Origin of the sequence: Yersinia sp. IP36721 (genome assembly GCF_003634395.1) — a bacterium.
In the GTDB taxonomy this organism is placed as follows: Bacteria; Pseudomonadota; Gammaproteobacteria; order Enterobacterales; family Enterobacteriaceae; genus Yersinia; species Yersinia entomophaga.
On record NZ_QCZL01000003.1, the window covers coordinates 198,393 to 224,960 of the forward strand.

Here is a 26,568-nt window from a genome sequence, read left to right on the forward strand (position 1 = left end):
TTGATCCGCAATATTAGATAGCTAAAGCCAATCGCGTGCCCTGATCGATGGCGCGCCGTGCATCCAACTCGGCAGCCACGTCTGCTCCACCGATTAAATGCACCTTTTTCCCCATATCCAGCAGCGGTTGATACAGTTCTCTGCGTGGCTCCTGTCCGGCACAAATAATCACGTTATCCACCGGCAGACAGGTCGATTGCTCGCCGCGGGTCATGTGTAAACCTTCATCATCAATCCGGTCATAGCTCACGCCATTCAGCATTTTTACGCCACGCATGGTCAGGCTGGTGCGGTGAATCCAACCGGTGGTTTTTCCCAATCCTTCGCCCACTTTGCTCGCTTTACGTTGCAACAGGAAAATTTGGCGTGGAGAAGGCGATAGTTCGGGGCCTTGAGGAGCCAAACCTCCGCGGTGATTCAAGCTTTGGTCAATTCCCCATTCGGCGTTGAAAGCCTCACTGTTCAGGCTGGTCGATTCCCCGGATTGACTGAGGTATTCCGCCGTATCAAAGCCGATACCGCCAGCGCCGATAATAGCCACTCGTTGACCAACCGGTTTTTTATCACGCAATACATCGAGATAAGTGAGAACCTTCGGGTGCTCGATTCCCTCAATAACGGGTAAGCGTGGCACAATGCCACAGGCCAGAATAACTTCGTCAAACTCTGCCAGTTCCGCAGCCTGAATATGCTTCCCTAGCATCGTATTCACGCCTTGAATTTCAAGCTGTCGCCGGAAATAACGCAAAGTTTCGTTAAATTCTTCTTTGCCAGGAATCTGTCGGGCGATATTGAATTGCCCACCGATGCGGTCGGCTGCGTCATATAAGGTCACCTGATGCCCGCGGCTGGCTGCGGTAGTCGCAAAAGCCAGACCGGCAGGGCCAGAGCCAATAACGGCCAGGCGCTTGGGTACGGGTGTCACTTGTATCGGCATCTCGCTTTCGCGGCAGGCGCGAGGATTAACCAGACAAGAGGTCAGCTTGCCTTCAAATATCTGATCCAGACAGGCCTGATTGCAGCCGATACAGGTATTGATTTCGTCCGCTCGGTTTTCTGCCGCTTTTCGGACAAATTCCGGATCGGCGAGGAAAGGGCGTGCCATGGAAACCATATCGGCACAGCCGTCGGCCAGCACTTTTTCTGCGACCGCCGGATCGTTAATGCGATTGGTGGTGATCAATGGGATCGTGACTTTGCCCATTAACTTGCGCGTTACCCAGCTAAATCCGGCGCGTGGCACCATGGTGGCGATGGTCGGAATCCGGGCTTCATGCCAGCCAATACCGGTGTTAATCAGAGTGGCTCCGGCTTGTTCAATTGCCAGCGCCAGTTGTTCTATTTCATGCCAGTCTGAGCCTTCATCTACCAGATCCAGCATGGATAACCGATAGATCAGTATAAATTTCTCACCGGTTGCCTGACGCACTGCCTGCACAATTTCCACGGCAAAACGCATCCGTTTTTCAAAACTTCCGCCCCATTCATCGGTACGTTGATTGGTGCGAGCGGCGAGGAACTGATTAATCAGATAACCTTCTGAGCCCATGATTTCGACGCCATCATAGCCCGCCAGCTGAGCCAACCGCGCGCAGCGAGCAAAATCCGCGATGGTCTGTTCAATTTCTTCCGTAGTAAGTGCCTGAGGTGAAAAAGGATTGATTGGCGCTTGCAGGGCAGAAGGAGCTACGGGCTGTTTTTGGTAGCTATAGCGTCCAGCGTGAAGAATTTGCAGCGCTATTTTCCCTCCAGCCTGATGAACGGCATCGGTGACAATTTGATGATGAGCCACCTGACCTTCATCGCTCAGCATCGAACCGCCTTGATAAACCACCCCTTTTTTATTGGGCGCGATACCGCCGGTCACGATTAGGCCAACGCCAGCAGCTGCCCGTTCGGCATAAAACCGAGCCATACGTTCAGGTCCATCGGGTAGTTCTTCCAGCCCGGTATGCATGGAGCCCATCAGAACGCGGTTTTTTAGTGTAGTAAAGCCGAGGTCCAGCGGGGCGAGCAGGTTGGGATAAGCGATCATTGCAGTCTCCATCGAGTGCTTTGGTGATATTAGATACCACCAAATTGTTATTATTATTTCCCCTCCTCGCAGCTTCTCGGGCAAGTGGTCGGATGAGATTTTTATTTCAATCTAGACGCTGTGGTCTGGCTTGGGAAATTTCTCTGTAGCGAATGTGATAGCCGTCATGAATATGCGGTTTTAAGGAGCGCCGCAGGTTATCGTTTTTTTGAACATAAAGGTGGTGAAAGCGCAGATAGGGCTGAAAAGACTTGTTTATCCTTATAAAAAATAAGGAATAAAAGATGAGAACCAAAGAAAAGGATAACTTTCGGTATTGTCAGGAACTGATAATATGCGCCGTGTAAATAAATGTGTCGGTTAAATTAGCCGCTTATAGAATATTTCCTCTCTATCCATTGATAGAAAAGGTTCAAGTGTTTCGGTAATGCGCCGATACCGGTCTTAGATTTTTCTGTGTAGCCGATAACATTTTATTGAGCATGGAAGCTGGAGTCGTAAAGGATTATGAGTTTTAACGAGTTTTTGCCGTTGGTTATCTGCGCTATTTCCCTTATTTCTGTTCTGATCTATGGCGGTAGGCGTTTTCGCGATCGCTTTAAACTGCGGCAGGCTCGTCAACTTCCTGTCGTGCGCAGCCTGACCAGCGCGGAACTCGCCGCGATAGAGATAACTTTCGGCCCGGTGACGGATAAGCTGCTGCTATTGGATCCATTTCGCCAGCCGCCAAATCTGTCTGATCTGAATAATCATGACGTGCGGATTATCGAAGGTGAGTATTCCAGCCACGGTTTGAGCGGCGGCGGGCAGGTAAAGCATGAAACTCTGGGTGGCGTCGAGGTGTATTTACCCTTTGACTCAGATGCGTTTCTACAGCCCCATAATCGGGCAGAAGTGATTTTTATCGGCAACATTGGGTTGGTTGTTTCCCTCAACAACAGTTTCAGGATTGAAGAGGGACTGGAGCGTCTTATCGGCGCTGAAACCGTGCGGGAGAACTGGGCCAAGGGTACGCCGGGAACGATTGCAGAAGATTCTTCCAGCGAGCCAATCAAGCTAATCAGGCAGCGCAAAGAAACCGAAAGTGAATTTATTCTGCGCAAAGGTTCCGGCTGGCGTATTTTTCCTACGTTTCTGATTCTGCTAGGTTTAGGAGCATTACTGGCCAGCACATTGACCACCGAGTGGATCATCGCCTGGTGGGGGGCTGCTGCGTGCCTTCTGCCGCTCGGGTATTTCCTGCTGCTGCGTCGTCGCGGCCTTCCTGGCGCGGTGAACATTATGCGAGGGAAAGTGTATGAGCAGGAGGGTTTGCTATGGCTGGGAGACCACCTGCTGCTGGTATTCCCTGAATCCTGGGGCGCTGTAACGGCACCTGCCGGTGAGGTTGAGGTTCATCTCAGTACCGAAGATTTTACCGTTCTACGTTTCAATGGTCGGGCTATCGATCAGGGAATGAATAACGTTAGGCCAAGGTTCTGGCGCCATCATGTTTCCATCATGATTGTGGCGTTGCTGGTACTGGGCGTGGCGTGGAACGAATGGCGGGCGCCTTTAGCTCGGATTGCCCTGGGTTATCATCAACTTGCAGGTAGCGAACCGGTTCATTTTACTTCTTCTACGGCTTTACGGGACGCTCAGTTGCCGCCGGGAGAGCGGGTTACGGTGGAAGGGACAGCGCGCTGTGAAATGATTTTACCTGAAACCATTAACGTCACCGACGAAACTCGCTCACAAAAGCCGTATCGCGAAGTCTATGCAGACTGTAGCCGCCTGATTTGGGATGCTCCGCACCCGTTACCGATCATTCCGTTGGATGAGACCGTGGCGCGTCTGGCGACCGGTGAATTCTATGTTGATGATACCCATTATGGTTTTTTGGCAAATATTCCTCAGGCGTTGGCAATGATTAACACTGCTTGTACCAACGTTGATTGTAACTATATGAAAGATCGCCTGAGAATCAGCATTAACGACGCTTACGGCACGGAATCAGACGATTGGTATGACCTACTGGCAATGTCAGAGTTGGGGGCGTTTGAGCAGCCTGCGGCATTCCCCAGTAATCATAAAGTCGAAATGTTGGATCAAAGCGCGGATGCCATGGGGATTTATATACGTCCGGTGCTGCGTAAACAGGTCGCGTCCTTTGTTCCCAGTGAACATGCGGTAAAAATTGTGGGATTGAATCGGGAAGACCTGTTGGTGCAACCACCTGAGAAAGTGGGGGGATGGCTGCCCACTCTGGCTTTTTTCCGTTCGCAGGCAAGCAGCGCCGGTGAGCATCATGTGTCCTTTATTGGCGCTACCGGCTTATCAAAAGACGCTATTCCTGTGGTATTGGTGCAGCCCGAGGAACATCCCTGGCAGGTAATAGGTGCGTTCTGGCTGGCACTAATCGTGCTGAGCATGCTCACGGTGCACGGCACGTTGGTCATTCGTGCGTTTCTGCATCGTAATCATAAATAATTCACATTATTGCGCTCTATTCTTTGGTTATCTGGAATTGACTGGTTATATGAATATCGCCAACGAATAGAATAGCACTATAAAAATTAGCAGCCTGTATAGCGCTGCTGAGAGTAACTCGGACATTGCGTTCGATATGCCAGCAGCTTGGCACTTAAATTAGCCGTAAACGGCACCTTAGAGGGAACTGAAAGTCAATGAAACACTGGAATCTTTGCGTGGGTTCGGCACTGAGCATCGCATTAATGTGGCCAGCGGCTGCGCGTTTGGAAACTCACCATCCTGCGATTATTGTTGGCATGGAGGCCAACGCAAAATTACCGGCAAGTATGGATTACAGCGGCCCGGCGCTGCGGTTAACGCTGTCTTCCAAGCACGCCTGCGGAAACAATATTGCCTACATCACGCCGGAGTCTATCGGCGCGCCAGCCAAAGAGTTTGGCTCAGTTGCGGGCAAGCTCAAAGCGTTGATGGACGATCAAACTCCAATGCTGATGTTTCTGGCTGACTGTCAGGGCAGCGTAGCCATGGTACACGGCGCTGACGATTGCAATGCTCAAACTTGCCCAGAGTTTGCTCCTAAAGCGGTTACTAAAGGCATGCTTTATCTGAGTGAAGAACTGGAGCCGGTAAGAGAAGCTGACGCTCAGTACGTACAAAAAATGCCAATGCCTTATGACCAAAAGCTGAAGGCCTGGAAAATGGAAGTCTACGACGTCAACACCGGCAAACTACACGTTGAAGGTTATATTGATGCGGAAGATTTTGCTTCCGGCAAAATGGTTCATCCCTATAAAACCTACTTCAGCAATGGCAAAGTCAGCGTAGACAGCAGCTTAGACGCCAATGGCTTACGTGAGGGTTTAACCACTCTTTATCATGAGAACGGGCGCAAGGCGACATCCAGCACTTTCCATAATGATAAACCGGTTGATGGTATTGATGAGAGCTATGACGAAAAGGGTAAGTTATCCGCCAAATTTAGTTATCGGGGCGGCGTTTTTGACGGCACTAATCTGGAATATTACCCGAATGGAAAAGTGCGCAGCAGCAACCCCTATGTAAAAGGGCAGCCGCATGGGCCGACGAAAAGCTATTACGAAGATGGCACCTTACGTAATGAACAGGTATTCGCAGACGGCAAGCTGGAAGGTTGGTCTATCAGCTATTACCCAAATGGTAAGGTTGAAAGCAAAGACTTTTACGTTAAAGGCGCGCAGCGTAGCCTGGGTCAATGGAATGAAGAGGGCGTGCAAACCCTGCAATGGCAGTGGGATAACGATCATAAAGAGGTTGGCGTTCTGAAACAGTGGCATTCCAACGGCCAGTTGAAAGAAGAAAAACCTTATAAAGACGGTGAATTGAACGGTGCCGTAAAACGCTGGTATGCGGATGGTAAAAAAGAGATGGTGACAAATTATGTTGCTGGTAAACAGGAGGGCGCTTCGCAGGTCTGGAATGAAGAAGGCAAACTGGTTTCAAACTGTATCTATAAAAACGATGTACGGATTAACGACTGCAAAAGTTAATTATCCAAAGTGATGTCATTATTCATAAGCCCGCGTAAGCGGGTTTTTAAGGCTTCAGATTTCATTAAGATGAGCCAGAATTGATGATATTGAGGCAATGATATAGCGGATAGAAACTCATAAGCCACTCGCAGAGAGTGGCTTATTATCACGGCGGATCAAACCGCACGAGTTGTACTTATTTGCCGAGAGCTTTCAGCACTTCGTCGGCAACCGCACCGCCAGAGGCTGGATTCTGACCGGTAATCACCCGACGATCAGCTACGGCGAAAGCGTCCCATGCTTTGTCTGCTTTTTGGTACTGAGCGCCGCGTTTAACCATTTCAGTTTCGGTCAAATACGGGACATATTTATCCAGCTCAGCCAGCTTTTCTTCTTCATTACTGAAGCCGGTGACGGTTTTATCTTTAATCAGCAGAGAACCGTCTGACAGTTTAATATTCAGCAGGCCAACGGCACCGTGACATACTGACGAGACAATGCCGCCATTTTCATATATTTTACGGCTGATCTCTTGCAGCGGCTTATTATCCGGGAAGTCCCACACGACGCCGTGGCCGCCGGCATAATAAATAACGTCATAATCTTCCGGTTTAATTTCTTCTGGCTTCAGCGTTGCGCCGAGCTTATTCATAAAGTCCTTGTTTTGATACCACTCCCAATCGGTTTTATCTGCCATGCTCAGGCTGTGGGGGTCAATTGGCGTGTAGCCGCCTTTGGGGCTGACATAGTCAATTTCATAGCCAGCATTCTGCAGTTTTTTCACAAAATGCACTGCTTCACCAAGCCACAGGCCGGTTGCGCGCTCAAGAGTAGGGTATTTCTCAACGCTGGTGACAACAACCAAGATTTTCTTTTTCATATTATCTCCCAAACACAGGGCTCCATTGCACAGGTTAATATCACGTATAAATATAGGACAAAAAATGGGAAAAAATCTGATTTAAGGGTGTTTGGCAGATGAGATATAAGCAAGATGTATTATTAAATGTAGGTATTTATATTAAAGCTTTCGTTTAGGTTATTATTTTTTATCATTGTGATAGCTTTTATCTCAGGAAGCCTATCCGTGTTAGGGAGAAATATAATGTTGTGGAAGTTGGGTATGGCTGCGATGTCGTTATGTGTTTTCCAGGCATCGGCCAGTGATTATGTATGCGAAAATCAGATGTTTGACAGCAAGGTTGAGCACCTTGAGATGACGAGGGACGCCAACCTGTTATCGCTACAGCGTCCGGGACACGAAATTTTCTATGCCAAGAAAGAAGACGGCAGCATTTATTACCATGTGTTGGGGAGCGGGCAGCCGGAGGCAATACAAGTTATTTCGGATAACGAACTCTGGTATTACGTCCAGGGCAAACTGTATGAGAAGTGCTACCGCGCAGAAGGTTCGTAACGAGAGATAGGCCTGCAAGACTAAATTGTAAAAACCAGAGATCGCCGGTTAAGCCGATAAAATAGGTAAATAGGTAAATAGGTAAAGCCGGTTAATAGGTAAAGCACCAAACTGTCGTCGCGAACCGCAGATCTGGTGGCTGGCGGCACTTTGGGGGCATTAGCCCCAAAAACAAAAAAATCCCCTAAAACAAAAAAGCCACTCTCGAAGAAGTGGCTTAATATACTGATTTAACAGCTAAAATTTGGTGGCCCCTACTGGACTTGAACCAGTGACCAAGCGATTATGAGTCATAAAATCGGCATGTTTTGAAATGTTCGTATTTGGCTCTACTTGTATTTTTAATTGTCTATAATCAATCAGTTATGATGTTAATTTTGTTTCTGTTTGGTTGCCTGATATCCTCATTGTATCATCCTTACCTGACCCGTTACCTGACCCGAAATTGGCATCGGGTCAGGTAATGCTCATCCTTATAAAGGTAGATTTATGGCCGCTAATCTTACCGAGACTGCTATACGTGGATTGAAGACAAAAAGCACGGCGTACTACGTGTGGAGCAACAGCGCTCAACGTGGCACCGGCAGGCTTGGTGTTAAGGTTCAGCCTTCAGGCAGTAAGGTTTTTTATTTCCGTTATTACGTTGAGAAAGGAAAGAAAGAGAAGTTCATCCAGTTGGGCATCTGGCCTGAGATGAAACTGGTGACGGCCAATGAGCTGGCGAAAAAGTATGGTGCCTGGCTTATTGAAGGAAAAGAGCCGCAACAAGAACTTGAGCAACAACGCCTGGCCGAGCAGCACATCATGCAGCTTCATCGTTCGCAGGGATCGTTTAAAGAACTGGTTCACGGTTACGTCAATAAGATGAAGCTCGACAACAAGCGGACGTGGGCTGATGTATTGAAGCGCATGGAGCGAGAGTGCTACACCGTTATTCCTCGTGATACCAAAGCGAAGGACGTGACACCTCTGCAGATCAAAACCATCCTCTCAGGCATTATCCAGCGTGATGCCGTTGTCCATGCAAACCGAGTTCGTTCTTATCTGATGGCGGCATTTAACTACGGCCTGAAAGCCGATAACGATCCGATGAATACCAGCGTGGGGATTACGTTTGGTCTTGAGGTTAACCCAGTATCGGCTATCCCGAAGCAATCAGCGGCGGAAAAAGTCGGAGATACTTGGTTAACACTGGAGGAGCTGCGTTTTGTCATGGAACATTTCTCAGAGGCAACAGGAGTGGGTCCCTTGATGCAGCACTTAATCCGTTTTTGCACTTATGTTGGTGGACAGCGCCCGTTTGAAATGATCGCCAGCCAGTGGAGCGCGATTGACTGGCAGCAAAAGACGCTCCTGGTCATTGCCGATGTATCGAAAAACAAACGTGAGCATCTGATCCCGCTGACTGAATCGGCGCTACAGGAATTAGCCGCAGTGAAAGACCTGACTAAGGAAAGTAACAGTGCCTATATTTTCCCGCTTTCGACCAACGGTGAACGACCGGTACGCACTGATAGCCTGGCGCGTTCCATTATGTATTTTCGGGCCTTTAATCCTGAGCTTAAAGTTTTCACGGCGCGAGATTTACGTCGCACCTGTAAAACGCTGATGGGAGAAGCGGGGATCAGCAAAGAGATCCGCGACCGTATCCAGAATCACGCGTTGAATGACGTCAGCTCGAAACACTATGATCGTTATGATTACCTGACTGAAAAGCGTAGGGCGCTTGAGATCTGGGAAGATCGGATCAACAACTATCAGCGACAGCAGGAAAACAACGTTGTGAACTTGTTTGGGCGGAGGTAAGCTTGACGCGACGTATGAGAAGGACTGGGGCGTTGATCGTATCGAACTGGCAGTGCTGGCGGCTATTACTCGCAAGGCTTGGTCCGATATGGATGAAGCTCAACGCAAAAATCTGCTTGCGAGAATGGATCTCACTCTGGGCAGTACGATGTTTTTCCCAGAAGCGAAATTAATGACTCAGTTGCAGTCTAACCGCTTCTCAAGCTTGCTCTTGGCGTCGCTAATTGCCAACGTCTTTGCCAGCCAACTGCTCGGACGGACGGTGGTGATGTCCGCAGCCTCGTTTGTGGCTGCGCGAGGGGCTGCTTCTTTCCTGGGGCCGATTGGCTGGGTGATTACTGGGCTATGGACCGCCTTAGATCTGGCGGGACCAGCGTTTCGCGTTACGATCCCTGCCGTGGTTCAGGTAGCACTACTTCGCCAACGGATTCATGCTACGGCGGAAGCCAATAAAGTTTGGTGGGAGTATCATCGCTGGCAGGATGAGAAAGATGCTGATAGCTGGGTGGCAAACATGTTTCGCATGGTAGGGCTGTCTACTGCGGCTAGCGTAAGGCGTGAGCGCAATATGGCTTTTGAGCAGGGGGGTGATATCCGGACAGCAGCAGACGACGGAAGAGTATGCCGCTCAGGTCCTCAAAAAAATGGATGAAGTTCAGCGTTTTGAAAAACGTTGTGAGGCAATGCTGGCTGTTGCCTTTGCTTGTGCTAAAGAGCAGGGCATCGCGCCGTCTGATGTGCGCAGCGATATCGAAACCTGCTGCCTGGGGATGATGAGCGGGCATCTTTCTTTTGTATTACAAACAACAATTAGTCGTCTTATTGCCAACCCGCCTGATATCCATACAGCGCTCAAACAGGCATTAGAGTTAGGGATTCAGGAAACTGAGGCTACTGCGCTAATGGTGGTGCTTCGTGAGGCATTTAGCCAGCGTGCAGGCGCGTATTAAGGGAGGTTTTTATGGACAGAAAAACACTTTTATTGCGCCTGAACCAGCAGCGTCAGCAGCAGACAAGCGATCTCATTCCATCCGCAGCAAAAGAGGTCGTTACCGTATCCGATGTCAGTGCTTGGCAGGCGCATCAGCGAGTTCGAAGGCCGGACTCGAAAAAAAACATAAAATACTAATATAATTGAATTATTTTTTTTAAAAAAAAGTATAGACCACCATTTTGACCCCATCTAAGCAAGTTATCCTTTTTTAATGAAATCTACTGATACCCCCCTTTCTAGTTGTGACTTATGTGCCTGTGGCCAGGCTATTGGCACAATCATCGCCCTTCTTCAATTGACTTTTATAAAAAAAAATTGTAGGAAAAAATGGTAAGCTTTTAGAGATAAAAAATGTATAATATACCACACTGATATTAATTACTTACAAAACAGATGGTTGGTGATTTAATGAATGGTAAACTGTTAGTTCGCTTAGTTGAAGCCTCATTGGCTGGGAAACTTGAGCAAGTAAAAATCATCACTAACTTACTCAGCAATGAGATGCTCAGTTCTGACCCAGAATCAAGTAAATCCTTAAAAAAATTAGTATCTGGTTCACTTCGTGTAGCCGCCGAAAGAGTCAACCCGCATCCATTGAAACCAGTAAATGGTAATAGCTTATTTTTGGCAAATCAGGATACTGACACATCGATTAATGAGTTAGTACTTTCTCATGAAAACGAAAGCAAAATTCATCAGATTATAAAAGAGCATGAAAACTCAAAGAAATTACAAATACATGGTTTAAGTCCAATAAAGACTATTTTATTTAACGGACCTCCCGGCGTTGGTAAGACCTTGACTGCAAAATGGCTCGCTAAAAAAATGAATATTCCTTTGAGAATTGTTGATTTAGCTTCTATTATGAGTAGTTTATTAGGTAAAACTGGACATAATATTAAAAGCGTTTTTGAAGATGCTGCAAATACACCATGTATACTCTTGTTAGATGAATTTGATGCAATTGCTAAAAAAAGAGCTGATGAGCATGACGTTGGTGAATTGAAAAGGCTCTTAACTGTCTTGCTTCAACTTATTGATTCTTGGCCTAGCACGTCAATTCTTATAGCAGCAACAAATCATCCAGAGTTATTAGATCCGGCTGTCTGGAGAAGATTTGAGTTAAAACTTGATTTTAAAAACCCAGATATTGAACAGGTGAAAAAATATTTACTTCAGATTACAAAAGAACAAAGAATCGCTGACCTTCATTTTTTATTCGCTGGAATGTCATACAGTGAAATAAAAAATGAAATAACAAAGTCCAAGAAAATTGCGATTCTTGACGGTAAAGATCTCGCTTATCAACTAATCATTAACTCAACAAAAAATGACTCAGCATTGCCATTCGAAGATAAGAAAGTAATTGCTAAACTTTTAGTTAACGCAAAACTTTCGCAAAGAAAAGTATCGGAATTATTAAATATCTCACGGCCAACAATTAAAAAAGCCTTGGCTGAGTAATCCTCAACGTAAATAAGGATATCATATGAAAAAAGTAGTGTTAGGTAACGGTGAAAAATATGCTTTTGACAATGTTTACAGAGGCAGGCCGATTGGCGATGAGCCAAGACCTTATCCTTACTCGGTTTCATCCCGCCGCGTCTCAAAAAAAGTTTCTGAGACTCTTAAGGTTGCAGAAAAATTGCCAAAAGAAGCAACACCAGACGATGAGATTGTCACTGCTGTAACACTCCACCCGAGCTTTTTAGCTAAAAGCTACTATCCAACCTCTTTATTAAAAGACTATTCACTAAAAAGTTTAGGCAGCAAAGAAGTTTTTGTAAAACCACAATCAGCAGTCAATAAAGAACAAGAACAACGTCCAGTATCGACTTCTGTATACTATTTGGCAGGTAAAAAAACATCCTTCGAACGTTTGTTATCTGATATTGAGAAGAACACCATTAGTGAACAATCCAGTATTGATATCGGAAAGATTGAAGACCTTACTCTTTTCAGCAGCGAACAAAAAGTTAAAAAACACGCTGAAAGTGGAATTCATACCTATGAAGTAGTTTTACACTTAAAAAATAGCGACACAAAGAAAATAAATGACTTCATTAAGTACATTAGTATTTTAAATGGTACTATATCTAAAGATAAAATTAGATATGTAGGTGACTTAGCCTTTTGCTTCGTTAAAATTGACAACCGAAAAATACTTGATTTAGCTAATTTCTCTTTTGTTCGCGTTGTAAGAATTGCTCCTAAAATAAACCTTTTCAATTCATCTTTTCAAGATGGAGATAAGAGTTTAAATGCTCATGAAAACCTAAAAAACCAAATAACTCATAAAAATAGCGAATTAAAAGATTTAGGTAATACTAGTGTTGCCGTATTTGATGGTGGTTTATTCTATGATAAACTCACATCTCCTTCCTTAAGATACTTCGATCTCACAGGAAGTAGTGATAGTGACTCTGATATATTCACACATGGCGAATTAGTCACATCAGCAATTATGTATGGGACAATTGATGAACTATCCTCTGATAATCATGATGTCATCAATGTAGACCATTATAAAGTTTATTGTGAAGAAGATGAAGATGACATAGGTCTTGTTGATGTTTTAGATAGGATTTGTTCTGTACTTGAGAATAAAAATTATAAAATTGCCAATATTAGTCTTGGTCCAGAAGTACCAGCTCCTGATGATGAACCAAATCTATGGACGTCTACTCTTGATAAAATAGCAGGTGATGGCTCTATCCTTCTTGTAATTGCAGCAGGAAATACGGGAGGAATCTTGAAAGACTCGCCTCAAGATTATGATCTTGCCCGAATTCAACCCCCTGCTGATATGTTAAATGGTTTAAGTATTGGAGCGGCAAACTCAAACGCTAATATTTGGGAAAGGGCAAATTACAGTAGCGTTGGGCCGGGTCGTCGCCCTGGCTATGTTAAACCAGACGCGCTATTTTTCGGAGGAGATGATGAACCTAAAGGTGAGAAATTAAGATTGATAGGTTTATACGATTATGAAGAGAAATTAAAATTTGGCACAAGCTTTGCGGCTCCTTTGGTGACACGTCTAGCGGCCCGTTTAGATAATCTGACATTAGGTAAATTGAATGTTGCTACTTTGCGAGCACTTTTAATCCACTCAACCGAGTCGACTTCAGATAAAAAAGGGTGCGGTTGGGGAAGGATTACAGACAATATTGAAAATTATGTTTTTTGTGATGATAATACCGTCACTGTTATATATCAAGGTACCTTAACGAAAAGCAGCGGAGTCCGCGCAGCCATACCATGCCCTGAATCATTAAAGATTAGTAAAACTAAAATAGATTTAGCGGCGACGTTGTGTTTTTATACAGAGGTCGACCATAAACATCCTGTAAGCTATTCACGTGCTGGCATTGAAGTAACCTTTAGACCGCATAGCGAAAAATTCAAAATAAATAAAGACACTGGTAAAATGGCATTAGAAGCTAATACTAGAACTCTTTTCAATAAAGAAAATATTTTAGGCAATGAACAAAACCTACGAAAAGATGCGCATAAATGGGAAACATGCTACAAGGTAAATGATGTTTTTCAAGCCTCTACCATCAATGATCCCGCGCTTGACATTAAATATTTAACTCGCGATGAAGGGCATGCATTGACAAGTAAAGAAATGGCCTCGCTACCAATTTTGAACTATTCTTTAGTAATAACATTAAGTACGAGAAAGAACACAAACCTCTATGATGAGATTGTAAGTGAGTATGATCTTTTACAGCCAATATCCATAAACATCACACCAGAAGTAACTGTATAACAGAGAGGTTATTCATGAAGAGAAATTCAATAAGTTATACAGCCTTGCGAGATAGTGAGGCAAAGTCCTCTGAAAGATTTTATCAAGATCTTTCAGCTAAAACGTTGAAATGCATTGGTCGCATTACTTCCTTCGATTTGGAGTCTTCGACCAACATATCAGAAATAAAAAATTACATGGGGATAAATTATAATGCCCTTGCCATTATTATTACTAATTTAAAAAACTCTGGTTATATTAAACTATTTTTAGACTCACATGCTCCTCAGGGTGAAAATAATAACGTAGGCCCTGACAATTTGAATATTAAGTTAACCAAGGATGGACTAAATGCGATCCTCAACAACTCCCAATGAAAAGCAAAAGTGGGGCTGGTGGCCCCCTCTTAAATCATTGAGTAAAATATTACTAGTTGCTTTAGTAATAGTATTGATTAATAAATATTTCACATTTGAATTTCCTAAAGGTAATATAGATTATCTTTATGTATTTTCTATTGGGTTATTGTTGAGCGCTATTGAATTAGGATCACGTTATAAAGATGAGCCTATTTCGGTAATGACATGTTTCCCAGGCGCGTTTTATTTAGTAATTAATGGGCTTATTTGCTGCTTAGGTCTTTTTTTCATAAATACATTCGGCACTCATGAACCTATTACTCAAACCATGGGTGTTGCTAAGATAGATGCATTTAGCATACATGTAGCAAATATACTTTATGCTTCGTTAGGAAGTTTTTTTGTTATGCGAAGTTCATTTCTAAAGTTAGGCAGCGATAATTCTCATTCACAAGTTGATTTAGGTCTTAATATTATTCTAAAAAAAATGATAGATATGATAGATCGACAAGTAGACCGGGACCAAGCACGTCGTCGTTCGAAAGATATCACTAAAATATTAAAGAATGTTAGTTTCGATTCTCTATCTTCAAGAATACATCCTTTCTGTATGCAGGTAATGCAAAACATCCCAGAGGCAGAAATAGAATCTCTATTTCGTGAGTTAAAGGAAATTAGCGCGTCAGATGATTGCGATGAATCCAAGAAAATGGCCATTGGATTGCAAATATATAATATAGTCGGCAAACGACTGTTTGCTTCAATTATTGAAGATCTTGAGTTAATACAAATACCATCTTGCGATGACATGCCTGAAGCTCATCCCAAAAATGATTTCAATCATTCTTTTAGCGAGATAATTGAACAGGTAAACCCCAAGGGTACATAAACGCGCAATGCTATCCTCGCCTCGCCTGTCCGCTTTATGTGTCGCATTTCATGCAGATGCATAGCGGGCTTGAAGCCGCGCCAGCACTGGGGCGAGGTAGGCTAAACACGCGCATTATACGCATGCAAAATCATGCACTCTATGCATGCACGCGCAGTTTGAGACAGGCTAGCCAGAAAAAGGCTGGTTTCGGGAGAGCGGTGGAAAGCAAAAAACCACATCCTGATAAAAGATGCGGAGATGGTTTACTCAGTGCAGGTGATTATTGTTGCCGTAACGGTTTAACGTTCGGCGTTCCGGTGGGGGCGATGCTGGGATAGCTTCCGGTGGCAAGGGCCGCTGAATAACATGCTCAATACTTTCCCGCGTTTTAAAGGTGCTGGAACAATCGATATTCTGACACTGGTAATACGCTTCTTTGGTCTGCTCGGTTAAATAACGGCTGGTGCGGGTATGTGAACCACTGCGGCAAAAGGGACAACGCATCATGATTTCATCCCTCGCTCCTTGAAGCGCTTGCGTTTTTCCGCCACTTCCGTCGCTATCCGCATGCGCTTGATCAAGTTAGTGCGCAGTTCCGGCAATACCCCTGTTTCCTCGGGCTGTGCCAGTCCGATCTCGCTCAGCACCGGGTGCTGTATATTCTTTTGCGCCATAGCTGCACTGACATGGGCATTCAGCCCCCCCAATATGCGCTGTTCAATGACGTACATCGGGTTATCGTGATAAACACTGTAGGCTTTCTTTGCCAGGGAGCAGGCATTGACAACATCGGCGGTCAGGAGCGCTTTCCCAAGCACATCCGCTGCGTACTCGGCAAAGGCGTTCAAAGCCTCTCGGTGCGCGTCAACCAGCTTGGGGGCTGTCGTTCCACAACAGAGGTGGAGATGCATTTTATCCACCTCCATTTCTTCTATCAGGCCGTCGAACTCTTTGGTCAGTTCCCGCTTGGAGATCCGGCTGTGGTGCTGCGCTTGCAACTCCGGGGTCATTTCCCCACGCAGTTTGCGAAACAGGGTACGCCACTGGCTTTCCGCTTCGAGACTTTCCACCTCAGTGTCTTTCTTCTGTTGATGGCATCGGGCGATACCTGTCACGACCTCCGTTAGCTCCTGGGCGTTTTTGTCGTGGGCGGCGCGAGCGTCACGCAGCGCTTGCAGCTTTTCGGTGATGTACTTGGGTAGCGTGGTGCTCATTATGGTGTCTCCGGTGTTCGTCAATGTGTCGCCATTCTGTTGATAACCGCACAACATCGCTATCAATGCCCGTTGGATCACCGGCAGGACAACACCCCGTGAAATCGCCCAAAAAACCATCACCGAGATTTTAGTTTTTATATAAACTATTCACTACTGTTCACTTTAATAAAAAATAGATTTAAATCAGTAAGTAAAGTAGTTAGCAGTTACTGTAAAACTCATCACTCACTGTTCACCCTGCCCAAAATTGACCTTTTCCCTGGCTAGCCTCTTCATCGTCTTTTTAAATGCTTTTACCTATTAATTATTATTGATTTACCACTATTTCTTTCAGATTGAATTCCTTCTCCACTTCCTCATCCCTTATCACTATTAATCACATAATGTGTTTGTTTTTCAATCAATTGCCTAATCCACCACACAACAAGCCCTTGTTGCCATCATGAAAAATATTCACATAATAGGGCGCTACCACACGAGTCCACACAGTCCCGGTGAGTCACCACCGGATACAAACGAGGTAGCTGGCATAACGGGTTTTGTGATGGCGTGGACCAGGAGCATGTCTGGGAGGCATTAAAAATCCGTGCTGAGCGGGTGGCAAAGCGCTGTCTCGATAACTGGCGCAACGTGCTAACGGCGTTTCGTGACGGGGCCATCAGCGGGATCATTAGTAACTTGATGGCAACGCTGATAAACACTTTCTTCACGACTGCCCGCAACCTGGTGCGAATGATCCGCGAAGGGTTTTTTTCGCTGTTCAGCGCAGCCAAAACCGTACTGATGCGCCCAGAGGGTACAAGCCGTGCCGAAGCACTAGATGCAGGGCTAAAGATTGCCGTCAGCGGCGGATTCGTCATTGGTGGCGTACTGCTTGAAGAGTATCTCAGCAAAACTCTCGGCGCGCAGTTTACCATTCTGCCCGGTGGGCTGATCACTATCCTAGTGGCTGTGCTGACGGGGTGCGTCACCGGCCTTGGTACCGTATTAACGGTCTATATGCTCGATCGGTTAGATCTGTTTGGCGCGCAGCACCAGCAGGAAGACAATGCAGTGCTAGCGATGTTGCAGGACGGGAGGTCGCAGGCCGATGCGCGTTTGCAGGTGCTGCTGGGATCGGACCCAGAACCTGCCTAACAACATCAAAGACGCCGGGGGAATATACGCAGAGAATTGGTGTTTGAAACATACACTGCAAAAGATTTCAATTTGGTACAAATTGAATTTTTTTTCGAAAATATGGCGGAATATTATATATGGAATTACATGGTCATTTGCTTTATGTAGATATCACCCAGATCTGTGGAATCGGCTGTGCATTTTGCATGTATGCGGACAAGCACGCAACGGGTAAGAGTATGGTGCTGTCAACGCAGGCACGTGACAACCTGTCGGCGCTCATTAATGATCCGGCCGTAAAACGTATTTCCGTGAGTGGTGAAGGCGAACCGCTCAATAACATTAATACCTTTTACGAATTACTGGCATTGTCCCGCGGGGGCAACAGCTTTGAGTTTATTACCAGCGGTTTTTTTCGCCATGAGAAGATGGAAAAGATCTTTGATGAGATCAATCGTCTTGTCTCCGCTAATGGCGATACTTGTAATATTCGCCTCAGTTCCGATAGTCATCATATTGAAAAAGTAAAATGGCGCACGCATGGGTTTAGCCTGGATTATGCTCAGCGCAAAAAACCGTCATCGCTCAGTTTTTCATTTCGATCGATCGATACCGATCGTGACTTCACGCGTGAATATCTTGTGAATGAACTGGCTTCTTGGGGAATTAACGCCTGCATAAAACCTGTCAGCGTGCTGGAAGACAAATTATTGATCGGTGCGGACACGTTTAACATCGACTACAAAAATCTGGTACATCCGGCAAGAGATACGCCGGAAGGTTATCTGGATTTGCAGGGATATATTGCCGCGATTGAGTCCAAAGTGAATAAGCCTTTTACCTTTGGCAGCCTGAACCTTGCGCCACAGCTCAATGGCATCGACGTGACGATCAAACCCAACGGCGACGTGTTTCTGTACGGTATTGAGACCGATCGCGTGGCGAATATCCATTCTGATACGATAGACTGGCATCATCTGGCGACCCATGTGCGGGAAAATCCCTTGTCGCACGCGTTATATACCCAGCCATTAACCGAACTGCTGGCGCAGCTGGAAAACACTCCGCAACTTCGCACGATCATCGCCACCGCTAATAATCCTTACTGGCTGGTCAAAGAGATGGCGAAGCATTCCGGGCTGCTTGAACAATGGAAGGCAGCATGATTGATTCGCACTGCCATTCGTTCTACTCGAAACATGCCGTAGGCACTATCGACGAGCTTGTTTGTGCCTCGATTGCGGCGGGTGTGACGGTACTCACCATCACCGATCACGCTCCGTTCCCGGTGGATGCACAAAACCGTTTACTGGAATCGGAACTGGAGCGCTATTTTTCCGATATTGATAAGGCGCAACAGGCCTATAAAGGCGAGATCACGCTGCTACGCGGTCTGGAACTGGATTATATGTCGGGTACAGAGCGTTATAACCGGCAATTACTGTCCCGCTATCCGATGGATTTTGTCATCGGTTCAATTCACTACATTGCTGTTACCGATGAGTTGATGGTGAAAGTCTGGGAACTGCCCCGGTTAGCGGCAACCTCCTTTCTGGATAAGTACTTTGCTCAGCTTGAAGCATTGCTGGAAAGCCAGTTGTTTGATGCAGTTGGACACGCTGACACGCTGCTGCGCGCGATCCCGGAAGACGTGTTTTTGCGTCGCTTTGAACCGCTGATTGCGCCGCTCGTGCGTAGCGGTATCGCTTATGAGTTGAATGCTTCGGGCCTGCGCAAATCCAGCCTTGATCCGACAACGAGTAAAGAGATGACTGGAAGATGGTCTTATCCCTCCCGCGCTTTGCTGGCGAAATTACTGGAGAACGATGTGCCAATGACCATCGGGTCCGATGCTCACGATCCGCGCGATGCCGGAGCGGGGATCGCCGAGCTGGTGGAGGCACTCAGGCCATTAGGGCTTCAATCCATCAGCTATTATCAGCAGCGTCAACGCATTGATGTTCTGCTGGATGATCTTCAATTTCACACTGTGCCAGCGTCTCGCTAAGGATCTTCACCATGAATGGACTAAAAACCCCGCATTTACTTGCGTGGAACACGTTGCACAGCGAACCGCTCGCAACCCAGTTGGCAATGTTTCGCCAAGCCAGTGCACAGATCAATGCGCAGGATGTTAAATCCGGTTTTCGCGCGTTCGCGACCGATTTGCTGGCGCGCGGTCTGATCGACATGTCCGAATACGTCGCGATTTTTGGCGGTACGGCGCTGCATTATCTGACGCCGCATGCGACTGGATCATTTTGTGATATGCACACTGGCGCTGACGCGACAACATTGGCGGGCATTTATAGCCGGGCGAAATATGGCGGAGTGAGCGAGATACGCTATCTGGCGCGGTGCGTTATCGACTACCTGGCCGCAGAACTGGATGACACCACCTCCTCATGGTCAGGGTTGTTTTGCCAGGCCAAAGAGGAGGGGGAGAATGTTGTGATGATGACCACTGGCTGGCGTAATGTGCCTTCCACGGCCAATGTGCTCTACGATATCGTGGTTGAGGAAATTAATCTCACGTTGGCGCATAAGGGATTGCCCACCATTATCAACGTCAAACTGCCCAGGATTGCGCCGCCGTGTGAGAATTACGCCAGCCTCAGCCAGGCCGAGCGCGATCGGGTCAATCTCGTGCAGGATCATGTGATCCCGGCGGAGAATTTTTACCGCTGGAGCGGCGTGCATGTCATTTTTGGCGATGACGTGCTGGTGACCGGGGCAACTGCGGACAAAGTGTTGTATGAATCGCTGTGTAACGGTGCCCGGTCGTTTCGTGCCATTTACCCTGTGGCGCTTGATCCCCAGGTGGCATTAACTGATGCGTCGGTTGAGGATCGCCTGAACAGCGTGAGCGTGAAGCAGCATCTGGATGAAACCGTCGCGCAACTGCTCTCTGCGCCGGGCTATCAGCCCATTCTGCGTGCGTTGCGTCTGTTATTTGGCGAAGACAACCGGGATAGTTTACCGGCTTTCCTGCCAAATGTGCCGGTGCTGACCTGGCTTAATCTGTATAAATCAGCGTTAAATAATGAGTTTTTGGCTCAGTCTGCATGCGCGCCATCGCTGGTGATGCTCAGAGCACATCTGACGCAAAATGGGCTGCTGAGTACGAAAGGTAAGGTGCTGGTGAAATGACCTCCAACGCTATCCATTACGTCAGTTACTGGGAAAACGCGCCGGGTCAGACCATGCCGGCCTATGTTGCTCTGGCACTGGTTTCTATGCGCAGAGCGCTAGGCGATCGTTTTCTGCTGCTTACGCCGCGAACGGTAAACGAGCACATCGATGCTGATATCGTGAATAAAGCCTGGGCCTTTGAACCGCTGGCCTTTACGCTGGCAAACGGCATTGAAGCAATTGTGGCGAAAAGCGATTTCATTCGCATGGCGTTTGTACATCGCTGGGGCGGGGCATGGTTGGATGCGGATACGTTGCTGTTCAGGGATCCGACGGCGGAGTTATTCCCGACAGGGCTGAGCCGTAAATTGCACTGGCATAGCGAGTGTATTTTCGCGTCCCTGCCGGGAAACCCCATACTTGCGCAAGCCTTAGCGATAGGGCTTGTAAGCGAGAATCACGCTTGGGGTAATCCTGGGCGCATCAAAAATATCATTGCCCAGACTGCTGATGCGGCCATCCCGATTAACGGAGAGGTCATCGATCCTGGACACCGTCCGCTTTACAACTTTGCTGGTTGCGAGGTGATGCGTCGCACTGATATTGCCGTCGGGGCATTTTTGATCAACGACGTGGCCATTCTAAAACTTTACAACACCTATTTCCGGCGTACCGAAGCCCGGAGAGAAACCGTGGCTGAATTCTTGGCGGGCGGCTCGCTGCTGGCAAAACTGTTTTTGCATATTGAGGTGGATGCGGATTACTGGATTGATGAAAGTGACAAATTGATAACCTCCGTAGCCTGAGTGCCGTGTTCGCCCAGTACGATAGCCTCAGCGGGTAAGTGGAGTCGACAGTGCGTGGCGCCGTTGAGGTTAATGCGCGGCGCGATCGCTTCGTGAATGGTCGGCGTTCGGCGGTGTGGCGAGCCGTGGGCAACATATAACCACGCGGGGATGCATTCAGGTAAATGGCTGAATTCAAGTTCAATGCGCAGTAGATCGAATATCTCGGTGGTGCGTCCGCTGGGTGTCCAGGCCAGCGGGGCGGTACGGTGATCGGGCCGCACGACTGCGACAGGAACGCTGAATTCAAGGTTGATCGTCCCGGCATAACAGCCTGCAACCTCAGGAAATTCTTCACTGATTAACGGCAGTTGTCGCGCTAGCGTGCCTGTCGCCACGCCCAGTCCAGGGATGATTCTGGCGTTAAGCAACATGCTGTTTTTCGCTTCTGCTGGCAGAGTTAAGAGATCCTGCAATGAGTTCATTAATGACGTTAGCGAAAAAGCATTCATTTCTTTTTTGCCTGTACGACGGAGTGTGTCCGGCTGTTGCACGCTGTAGATCACCCGCGTAAAAGGTGAGCGAGGTGGCAGCCATGGATTGTGTTGACCTGCAATCAACGGGTAGATCGCCACCAGCTTCGCCTTAAGGCCGACAGCCATATGTACAATGGCTGTATCCACACTCACAACCGCTTGGGCACGGTAAATATATCCTGCAACCTTTTCGGGCGTTAGCCCATCGCGCAAGACCGCCACATTATCGCGCGCAACTGCGCTTTCCAGATGCTGTGCGCTGTGTAGCGTTGCAGGGCTGCAAAGAATGCCCACGGAATGGCCGGGAAACTCGTCGGCGATAGCTTGTAGAGCTTCTGTTGCACAGGAAGGGGATAGCCCCTTGTCTTTTCGGCTGGCATAAGGATTAAATAGGATTTGAGGGGAAAGCGCCGCAGGCGGGAGTTCCGCAGGCAACGGCACAATGTACTGAGTGTCGATCACTTTCGCGCCCAGGTCCTGCAGAATATACTGGTACTGCTCCACGATGTTGAGCGTGTTCGCAGCGAAACCCATTTTACGATTCACACAGCGCAGCGAATCATCAAGGGAATAGAGACTCGCCGGGCGGAGTAACCGCATAAAAATGATTTCGGCAGGTTCCAGTCGTCCGACTAGATGGACAACGACATCGACATTACTTAGCAGGTTCACCAGTCTGTGTAATTCACCGAGCCCTGGATGCGGATGCGTAATGATGACTTCATCCACACCGAAGGTGCTGGTATGCATTTCCGCTAACTCGTTAACCGTAAGTACAGTCAATCGGGCATTGAGCTTACGCGATTCGCGAAAAAAGAAAGAAGATACGATGGCGTCGCCTAATTTTGCATCCCAGCGAAGCAGGAGAATATGTAGTTTTTCGCCCGGGGGCTTCGCGAGCAGAGGTTTGTCCGCCAGCAGGCGAAATATCAGCCTGGAAACCGCTTTGCGTAAAATCTTTAAACTTAACAATGTGCTCATCAGTCCTTTGCTCAGAGGGCCGATCCCCACCATACGGTTTTTTCGGCGTGATGCGGTGTATTCTAATCGTGAATGAACAGTACATGACATCACTATTATATCTCGGTCGATTTTTTCCTGTTTTACATGGTGTTCATCGCATCACAGGGTAATTCTCAAAAAGTGCATAGAACTAAAGTGGGTATGCCTACAGAAACACTATGATCGTTATGATTACCTGACAGAAAAGCGCAGAGCGCTTGAGGTCTGGGGGGATAGGGTTAATAGCTATCAAAGAGAGCAAGAAAGCAACGTAGTGAACTTGTTTGGGCGGAGGTAAGTGCTTGTCAAAATATGAGCTTAATTCAGCAGAAGAGCGCTATCAGCCTGGCTCTAGTGACTCGGTACTTGCGAATAAGTTAGGGATTATTGATGAGCAGGAAATGGAGGCGCTGGAGTCTGGCCTGCTACTGATGTTGTATGAACAGCTATTTATCGAAGGCCAGCCGCCTGCGGCGCTGGCTTTTGAGAACATCAGTGGGTGGCATCGCCAATGGCTGGGGAATGTGCATGATTGGGCTGGGAGGTTGCGTAACGCTAACCTGGCGAAGGACGGCTTCCAGTTTGCTGCTGCCGACAGGATCCCGCTGCTGATCGCTGGTTTTGATAAGCAGTTTCTCTCCCGATCTGGTGAACTGAAATTTCTGGCTCGCCCGGAGCTGGTTAGTTATCTGGCTGAATGCCACGTGGAGTTTATTTTGATCCATCCATTCAGAGAAGGTAACGGGCGTCTTTCGAGATTGCTTTGCGATGTGTTGTCGGTTCTGGCGGGGAAGGGCTTACTGGACTACAGCCTGTGGGATGAGCACAAGGCATTTTACTTCAAGGCAATACAAGCAGGTGTATCAGGGAACTACAGTCCCATGATGCAACTGGTGAGTGATATCTTGCCAGACTAGCGGGCGAGGCCGACGGCTTTCGCCTGTGCCTGATTTTGCTTGAGTTGCTGCTCAATTTTTTGTACAGAAACACCGGTTTCTATCGCGGTTGAGCTGGCGACGGCACGATAGATTTGAGTCTTGGTGATCTGGTTGTGTGCTGTTTTTTTTGTCATGTGGAAAGCCTCGTTGTTTCAGTCCTGATTCTAGTTCGGATAGGGGCGGCCTGCAAGGCTGTTATCAAGGGGAGCTTGGGTTTCCTAGGGGATTAATCAGATGCGGCGCGATTCTCAGTCCCAGCTAAAAGTACTGATGAATTATTAAGTTACGTGTAAAATATGCGCACTCATTACTCTGTTATGGATTTAGGGGAAAGATATGGCGCAAGATTTTTACACTCTGGAGGAAATGGCCCCCCGCTTTGGTGTGGATGCTGATGTGTTCATTAGGGCGTGGCTTAACAAAAAACTGCCCCTTTACATTCACTTCGGTAGTGATAGTCCACCATGCACAATCAGGCGTTACATTCCGAGGCAAATAAATGAATATGCCAGAGATGACATACTCTATGGTCGTGATTCCTACCAAAGCAAAGATAGCCCAGACCACAATTCCTTGATTTTTATACCGGAACACCCTTTAAGTGCTCATCTGAAAGTTAAGGCTCGATATGAGCTTGGGGAAGGAGCTGGACCGGAGCTGGGAGCGTATTATGAATATAGGTACCGGGGGAGTGCCAGAGGCTATTGGCTTGCTAAGCCAACAAATGTTGCTCCTTTAAGTCGAGGAAAATATTTACTGACTGATAAAGAGACAGTTGGAAGTAAATCGTCCCCTGTTGGTGATGTGGTGGTCCATGGTTGCGATGAGTATGATTTTCTTATTTTTTCTGAAACTATTTATATCGACAGGTTGTCTTTTTTTGTTAAGGAAAGTGAGGTTAAAAATAAATTTCCAAAGTTGACTGAAAATATAATTCAATCAAATTCCTTTGCTGAGGGTGAAAAAAAATCATCACAATCCCATCGCCCACCAAATATCAATTTTGCACTTTACTTGATGATCTCTGAATGGTGGCCTTCAGACAATAACGGTAATAAGATAATTATAAAAAGTAAACTCTGTACGTATTTGAATGTTCATTGTGGATTAAAGAGCTCAAGAAGAACTATTGGCCGTTGGTCTGAAAAACCCGAACTGGAAAATAACGTTATCAAGAGAGAAAGGGAAGAGCGTAAAAATGCTTTATATTATCTCATTAAAATATATTGCGAGGAGAAAAATATAGAGATGACTCCTCCTCAAATAGTAGAAAAACTCAATAAACTAGCTCGTGATTATGGCTATGGCCCAGAGGTTTCATTCGATACTATTGAAGTAACAGTATGGTTGCAAGAGCCAAACACTCAAGAGGCTAGTGAAAATAAAAATCATTAAATAACAATCAAGTAGGTGTATATTGGTGTTATTGATACCTTAATGACACCTTATTGCACCCCAAGGTCCTTTCCTGCCGCAACAGTCTGATAGATGATGCTTCCATCGAAACAATAGGAGGCAAGATGAACACATCATTTACTCAACCAACACCAGAGCAGCGCTTGCAAACTCTTCAGAACTATGGCGAAACGTCAGATCGTCTGGTGCGTGAGCAAGAGCGCCAGTACATTACATCCGTATCCCGTTCCACTGCGTGGAAGCTTGAGCAAGCTGGAAAATTTCCTTTGCGTAAAGCTCTTGGGGCAAAGTCCTGCGGCTGGCTGCTGAGCGACTTACTTTTTTGGATTAGCATCCGATGATGTTATCTGAAACCTTAGCAAGTTATTGGCTATTTCGCCAATACTCATGGAGACCAATATGAAGGTGGCTGGATAACTAAATTTGAAACATTGCTTAATATTACAACGAGGCTCTTATGTCACAAAAAATCACTTTCTCCACTAATTACGAATCAACCATTGAAGCTTATAAGGAGTACAGTAAAAATGCAGGGTGTTCACTCTCCGCGACTATTTCGAAAGTGTTGCATACTGCTGCACCATCGTTTTTGAAAAAACAAATTCCATTGATTGATGGAGAATCGAAAAAAACAGATGCAGAATTTTTTCTGGATGTTTGAAAGTCTCATATTTTAATGTCTGGAGATGTTCTAGATGTGACAGATATAAAAAACAGTCTACCAGATCAGAGAATGAGTAATCTTGAAAAAGAGGAAATTAAAAAGACGTTAAGAAACTGCATTAAAGATACTGAGGTGAAAAATGCTATTTATATTTACACGGATCGAAAGGTGAATTATGCAAAACGATTGGCAACTGGGCTTGCTACTATCCAGTTGATCAAAGATACCATGTATGAAGGCAATTTTTTTGATCTTAGCAGAGTTGTATTACTTCCTGCTATTGAGTTAATTGAATACGGAATAGATAGAGTTCTCAAAAAGCACTCTGTAAACACCTTGTTTCCGCATATTTGTTGGATTCCGATATTTTACATAAACGATAAGGCGGTGATGATTCCAGTGATTCGAGACGGTGACGTTGCATCTTCCTCAAAACCAACGGGGAACATTATCATTATTAATCCTTTTGCCGATATGATTAATGGTGAAAGAAATTGATGTATTAGAGTATTACACTGAATTGCTCCTTTAGACACCTAAAGGTAG

Annotated in this window: 27 protein-coding genes; 21 read left to right on the forward strand and 6 right to left on the reverse strand. The window is 46.4% G+C overall.

Features of this window, described 5'->3' with window-relative positions:
* Nucleotides 1–13 precede the first annotated feature (13 nt).
* Complete coding sequence (locus tag DBA33_RS04645; RefSeq protein WP_064515272.1) at nt 14–2,035, reverse strand: NADPH-dependent 2,4-dienoyl-CoA reductase; 2,022 nt, start codon at nt 2,033–2,035, stop codon at nt 14–16.
* A 507-nt stretch (nt 2,036–2,542) separates the two neighbouring features.
* Here DBA33_RS04645 and DBA33_RS04650 point away from each other — a divergent pair.
* Together DBA33_RS04650 and DBA33_RS04655 are read left to right on the forward strand one after the other, a co-directional pair.
* Entirely contained in the window at nt 2,543–4,504 is a 1,962-nt protein-coding gene (locus tag DBA33_RS04650) for an IgaA/UmoB family intracellular growth attenuator (protein WP_120805694.1), read from the forward strand.
* A gap of 197 nt (nt 4,505–4,701) precedes the next feature.
* Nucleotides 4,702–6,033, forward strand: coding sequence for a toxin-antitoxin system YwqK family antitoxin (locus DBA33_RS04655; RefSeq protein ID WP_064515268.1), 1,332 nt, complete (start codon nt 4,702–4,704; stop codon nt 6,031–6,033).
* Nucleotides 6,034–6,211: 178 nt separating this feature from the next.
* Here the strand turns inward: DBA33_RS04655 and DBA33_RS04660 are convergent, their stop codons facing one another.
* Nucleotides 6,212–6,895, reverse strand: coding sequence for a type 1 glutamine amidotransferase domain-containing protein (locus DBA33_RS04660; protein ID WP_064515266.1), 684 nt, complete (start codon nt 6,893–6,895; stop codon nt 6,212–6,214).
* A 225-nt stretch (nt 6,896–7,120) separates the two neighbouring features.
* Between DBA33_RS04660 and DBA33_RS04665 the strand changes: the two genes are divergently transcribed.
* From DBA33_RS04665 to DBA33_RS04695, 9 genes are all read left to right on the forward strand, one after another.
* On the forward strand, nt 7,121–7,432 hold the full coding sequence (locus DBA33_RS04665; RefSeq protein ID WP_064515264.1) for a hypothetical protein: 312 nt from the start codon (nt 7,121–7,123) through the stop codon (nt 7,430–7,432).
* A gap of 489 nt (nt 7,433–7,921) precedes the next feature.
* A complete protein-coding gene (locus DBA33_RS04670) occupies nt 7,922–9,238 on the forward strand; it encodes a site-specific integrase (protein ID WP_120805696.1) in 1,317 nt (438 codons plus the stop codon).
* The gene (locus tag DBA33_RS04675) at nt 9,225–9,890 is read left to right on the forward strand and encodes a ubiquinol-cytochrome C chaperone family protein (protein ID WP_240442678.1); all 666 of its coding nucleotides are present in this window, start codon (nt 9,225–9,227) and stop codon (nt 9,888–9,890) included. Before DBA33_RS04670 ends, DBA33_RS04675 begins: the two co-directional genes overlap by 14 nt.
* Nucleotides 9,883–10,188 (forward strand): hypothetical protein, encoded by a 306-nt coding sequence (locus tag DBA33_RS20875; RefSeq protein ID WP_240442679.1) that lies wholly within the window; start codon nt 9,883–9,885, stop codon nt 10,186–10,188. Before DBA33_RS04675 ends, DBA33_RS20875 begins: the two co-directional genes overlap by 8 nt.
* Before the next feature lie 11 nt (nt 10,189–10,199).
* On the forward strand, nt 10,200–10,367 hold the full coding sequence (locus tag DBA33_RS20615; RefSeq protein WP_162975157.1) for a hypothetical protein: 168 nt from the start codon (nt 10,200–10,202) through the stop codon (nt 10,365–10,367).
* Nucleotides 10,368–10,640: 273 nt separating this feature from the next.
* Entirely contained in the window at nt 10,641–11,696 is a 1,056-nt protein-coding gene (locus DBA33_RS04680; RefSeq protein ID WP_162975159.1) for an ATP-binding protein, read from the forward strand.
* 25 nt (nt 11,697–11,721) lie between these two features.
* Complete coding sequence (locus tag DBA33_RS04685) at nt 11,722–14,004, forward strand: S8 family peptidase (protein WP_120805700.1); 2,283 nt, start codon at nt 11,722–11,724, stop codon at nt 14,002–14,004.
* 14 nt (nt 14,005–14,018) lie between these two features.
* Complete coding sequence (locus tag DBA33_RS04690; RefSeq protein ID WP_120805702.1) at nt 14,019–14,360, forward strand: hypothetical protein; 342 nt, start codon at nt 14,019–14,021, stop codon at nt 14,358–14,360.
* Complete coding sequence (locus tag DBA33_RS04695) at nt 14,335–15,231, forward strand: hypothetical protein (protein ID WP_120805704.1); 897 nt, start codon at nt 14,335–14,337, stop codon at nt 15,229–15,231. Before DBA33_RS04690 ends, DBA33_RS04695 begins: the two co-directional genes overlap by 26 nt.
* A 249-nt stretch (nt 15,232–15,480) precedes the next feature.
* Here DBA33_RS04695 and DBA33_RS04705 read toward each other — a convergent pair whose 3' ends face one another.
* Both DBA33_RS04705 and DBA33_RS04710 read right to left on the reverse strand, forming a co-directional pair.
* Nucleotides 15,481–15,720, reverse strand: a complete 240-nt coding sequence (locus DBA33_RS04705) for an ogr/Delta-like zinc finger family protein (RefSeq protein WP_120805706.1) — start codon at nt 15,718–15,720, stop codon at nt 15,481–15,483.
* The gene (locus DBA33_RS04710; protein ID WP_120805786.1) at nt 15,717–16,427 is read right to left on the reverse strand and encodes an NAD-dependent aldehyde dehydrogenase; all 711 of its coding nucleotides are present in this window, start codon (nt 16,425–16,427) and stop codon (nt 15,717–15,719) included. Before DBA33_RS04710 ends, DBA33_RS04705 begins: the two co-directional genes overlap by 4 nt.
* A gap of 735 nt (nt 16,428–17,162) precedes the next feature.
* On the opposite strand from DBA33_RS04710, the gene DBA33_RS04715 reads away from it, so the two are divergent.
* The 5 genes from DBA33_RS04715 (at nt 17,163) to DBA33_RS04735 (ending at nt 21,487) form a co-directional block, all read left to right on the forward strand.
* Nucleotides 17,163–17,567 carry a hypothetical protein gene (locus tag DBA33_RS04715; RefSeq protein WP_240442680.1) on the forward strand — a complete coding sequence of 135 codons (405 nt, stop codon included), beginning with the start codon at nt 17,163–17,165 and terminating at the stop codon, nt 17,565–17,567.
* A gap of 119 nt (nt 17,568–17,686) precedes the next feature.
* Nucleotides 17,687–18,715 carry a radical SAM protein gene (locus DBA33_RS04720; protein WP_080608004.1) on the forward strand — a complete coding sequence of 343 codons (1,029 nt, stop codon included), beginning with the start codon at nt 17,687–17,689 and terminating at the stop codon, nt 18,713–18,715.
* Entirely contained in the window at nt 18,712–19,557 is an 846-nt protein-coding gene (locus DBA33_RS04725) for a histidinol-phosphatase (RefSeq protein ID WP_120805708.1), read from the forward strand. The genes DBA33_RS04720 and DBA33_RS04725 overlap by 4 nt, the downstream gene beginning before the upstream one ends.
* A gap of 11 nt (nt 19,558–19,568) precedes the next feature.
* Nucleotides 19,569–20,699, forward strand: a complete 1,131-nt coding sequence (locus DBA33_RS04730; protein ID WP_120805710.1) for a hypothetical protein — start codon at nt 19,569–19,571, stop codon at nt 20,697–20,699.
* On the forward strand, nt 20,696–21,487 hold the full coding sequence (locus DBA33_RS04735) for a hypothetical protein (RefSeq protein WP_080608001.1): 792 nt from the start codon (nt 20,696–20,698) through the stop codon (nt 21,485–21,487). Before DBA33_RS04730 ends, DBA33_RS04735 begins: the two co-directional genes overlap by 4 nt.
* On the opposite strand, the gene DBA33_RS04740 is transcribed toward DBA33_RS04735, so the two are convergent.
* Nucleotides 21,442–22,983: a glycosyltransferase family 9 protein gene (locus tag DBA33_RS04740; RefSeq protein ID WP_240442681.1), complete on the reverse strand. Its 1,542-nt coding sequence runs from the start codon at nt 22,981–22,983 to the stop codon at nt 21,442–21,444. The genes DBA33_RS04735 and DBA33_RS04740 overlap by 46 nt on opposite strands.
* 323 nt (nt 22,984–23,306) lie before the next feature.
* On the opposite strand from DBA33_RS04740, the gene DBA33_RS04750 reads away from it, so the two are divergent.
* Complete coding sequence (locus DBA33_RS04750) at nt 23,307–23,921, forward strand: Fic family protein (protein WP_120805712.1); 615 nt, start codon at nt 23,307–23,309, stop codon at nt 23,919–23,921.
* Here the strand turns inward: DBA33_RS04750 and DBA33_RS04755 are convergent.
* The gene (locus DBA33_RS04755) at nt 23,918–24,076 is read right to left on the reverse strand and encodes a hypothetical protein (protein ID WP_120805714.1); all 159 of its coding nucleotides are present in this window, start codon (nt 24,074–24,076) and stop codon (nt 23,918–23,920) included. The two genes, DBA33_RS04750 and DBA33_RS04755, sit on opposite strands and share 4 nt — an antisense overlap.
* 202 nt (nt 24,077–24,278) lie before the next feature.
* Here DBA33_RS04755 and DBA33_RS04765 point away from each other — a divergent pair, with 202 nt between their 5' ends.
* The 4 genes from DBA33_RS04765 to DBA33_RS04780 all read left to right on the forward strand — a co-directional run bounded on the left by DBA33_RS04765 (nt 24,279) and on the right by DBA33_RS04780 (nt 26,520).
* On the forward strand, nt 24,279–25,337 hold the full coding sequence (locus tag DBA33_RS04765) for a hypothetical protein (RefSeq protein ID WP_162975160.1): 1,059 nt from the start codon (nt 24,279–24,281) through the stop codon (nt 25,335–25,337).
* A 125-nt stretch (nt 25,338–25,462) separates the two neighbouring features.
* The gene (locus DBA33_RS04770; RefSeq protein ID WP_120805718.1) at nt 25,463–25,699 is read left to right on the forward strand and encodes an AlpA family phage regulatory protein; all 237 of its coding nucleotides are present in this window, start codon (nt 25,463–25,465) and stop codon (nt 25,697–25,699) included.
* Nucleotides 25,700–25,815: 116 nt separating this feature from the next.
* The gene (locus DBA33_RS04775) at nt 25,816–26,019 is read left to right on the forward strand and encodes a hypothetical protein (protein WP_120805720.1); all 204 of its coding nucleotides are present in this window, start codon (nt 25,816–25,818) and stop codon (nt 26,017–26,019) included.
* Between the two features lie 72 nt (nt 26,020–26,091).
* Complete coding sequence (locus tag DBA33_RS04780; RefSeq protein WP_162975161.1) at nt 26,092–26,520, forward strand: hypothetical protein; 429 nt, start codon at nt 26,092–26,094, stop codon at nt 26,518–26,520.
* Nucleotides 26,521–26,568 lie beyond the last annotated feature (48 nt).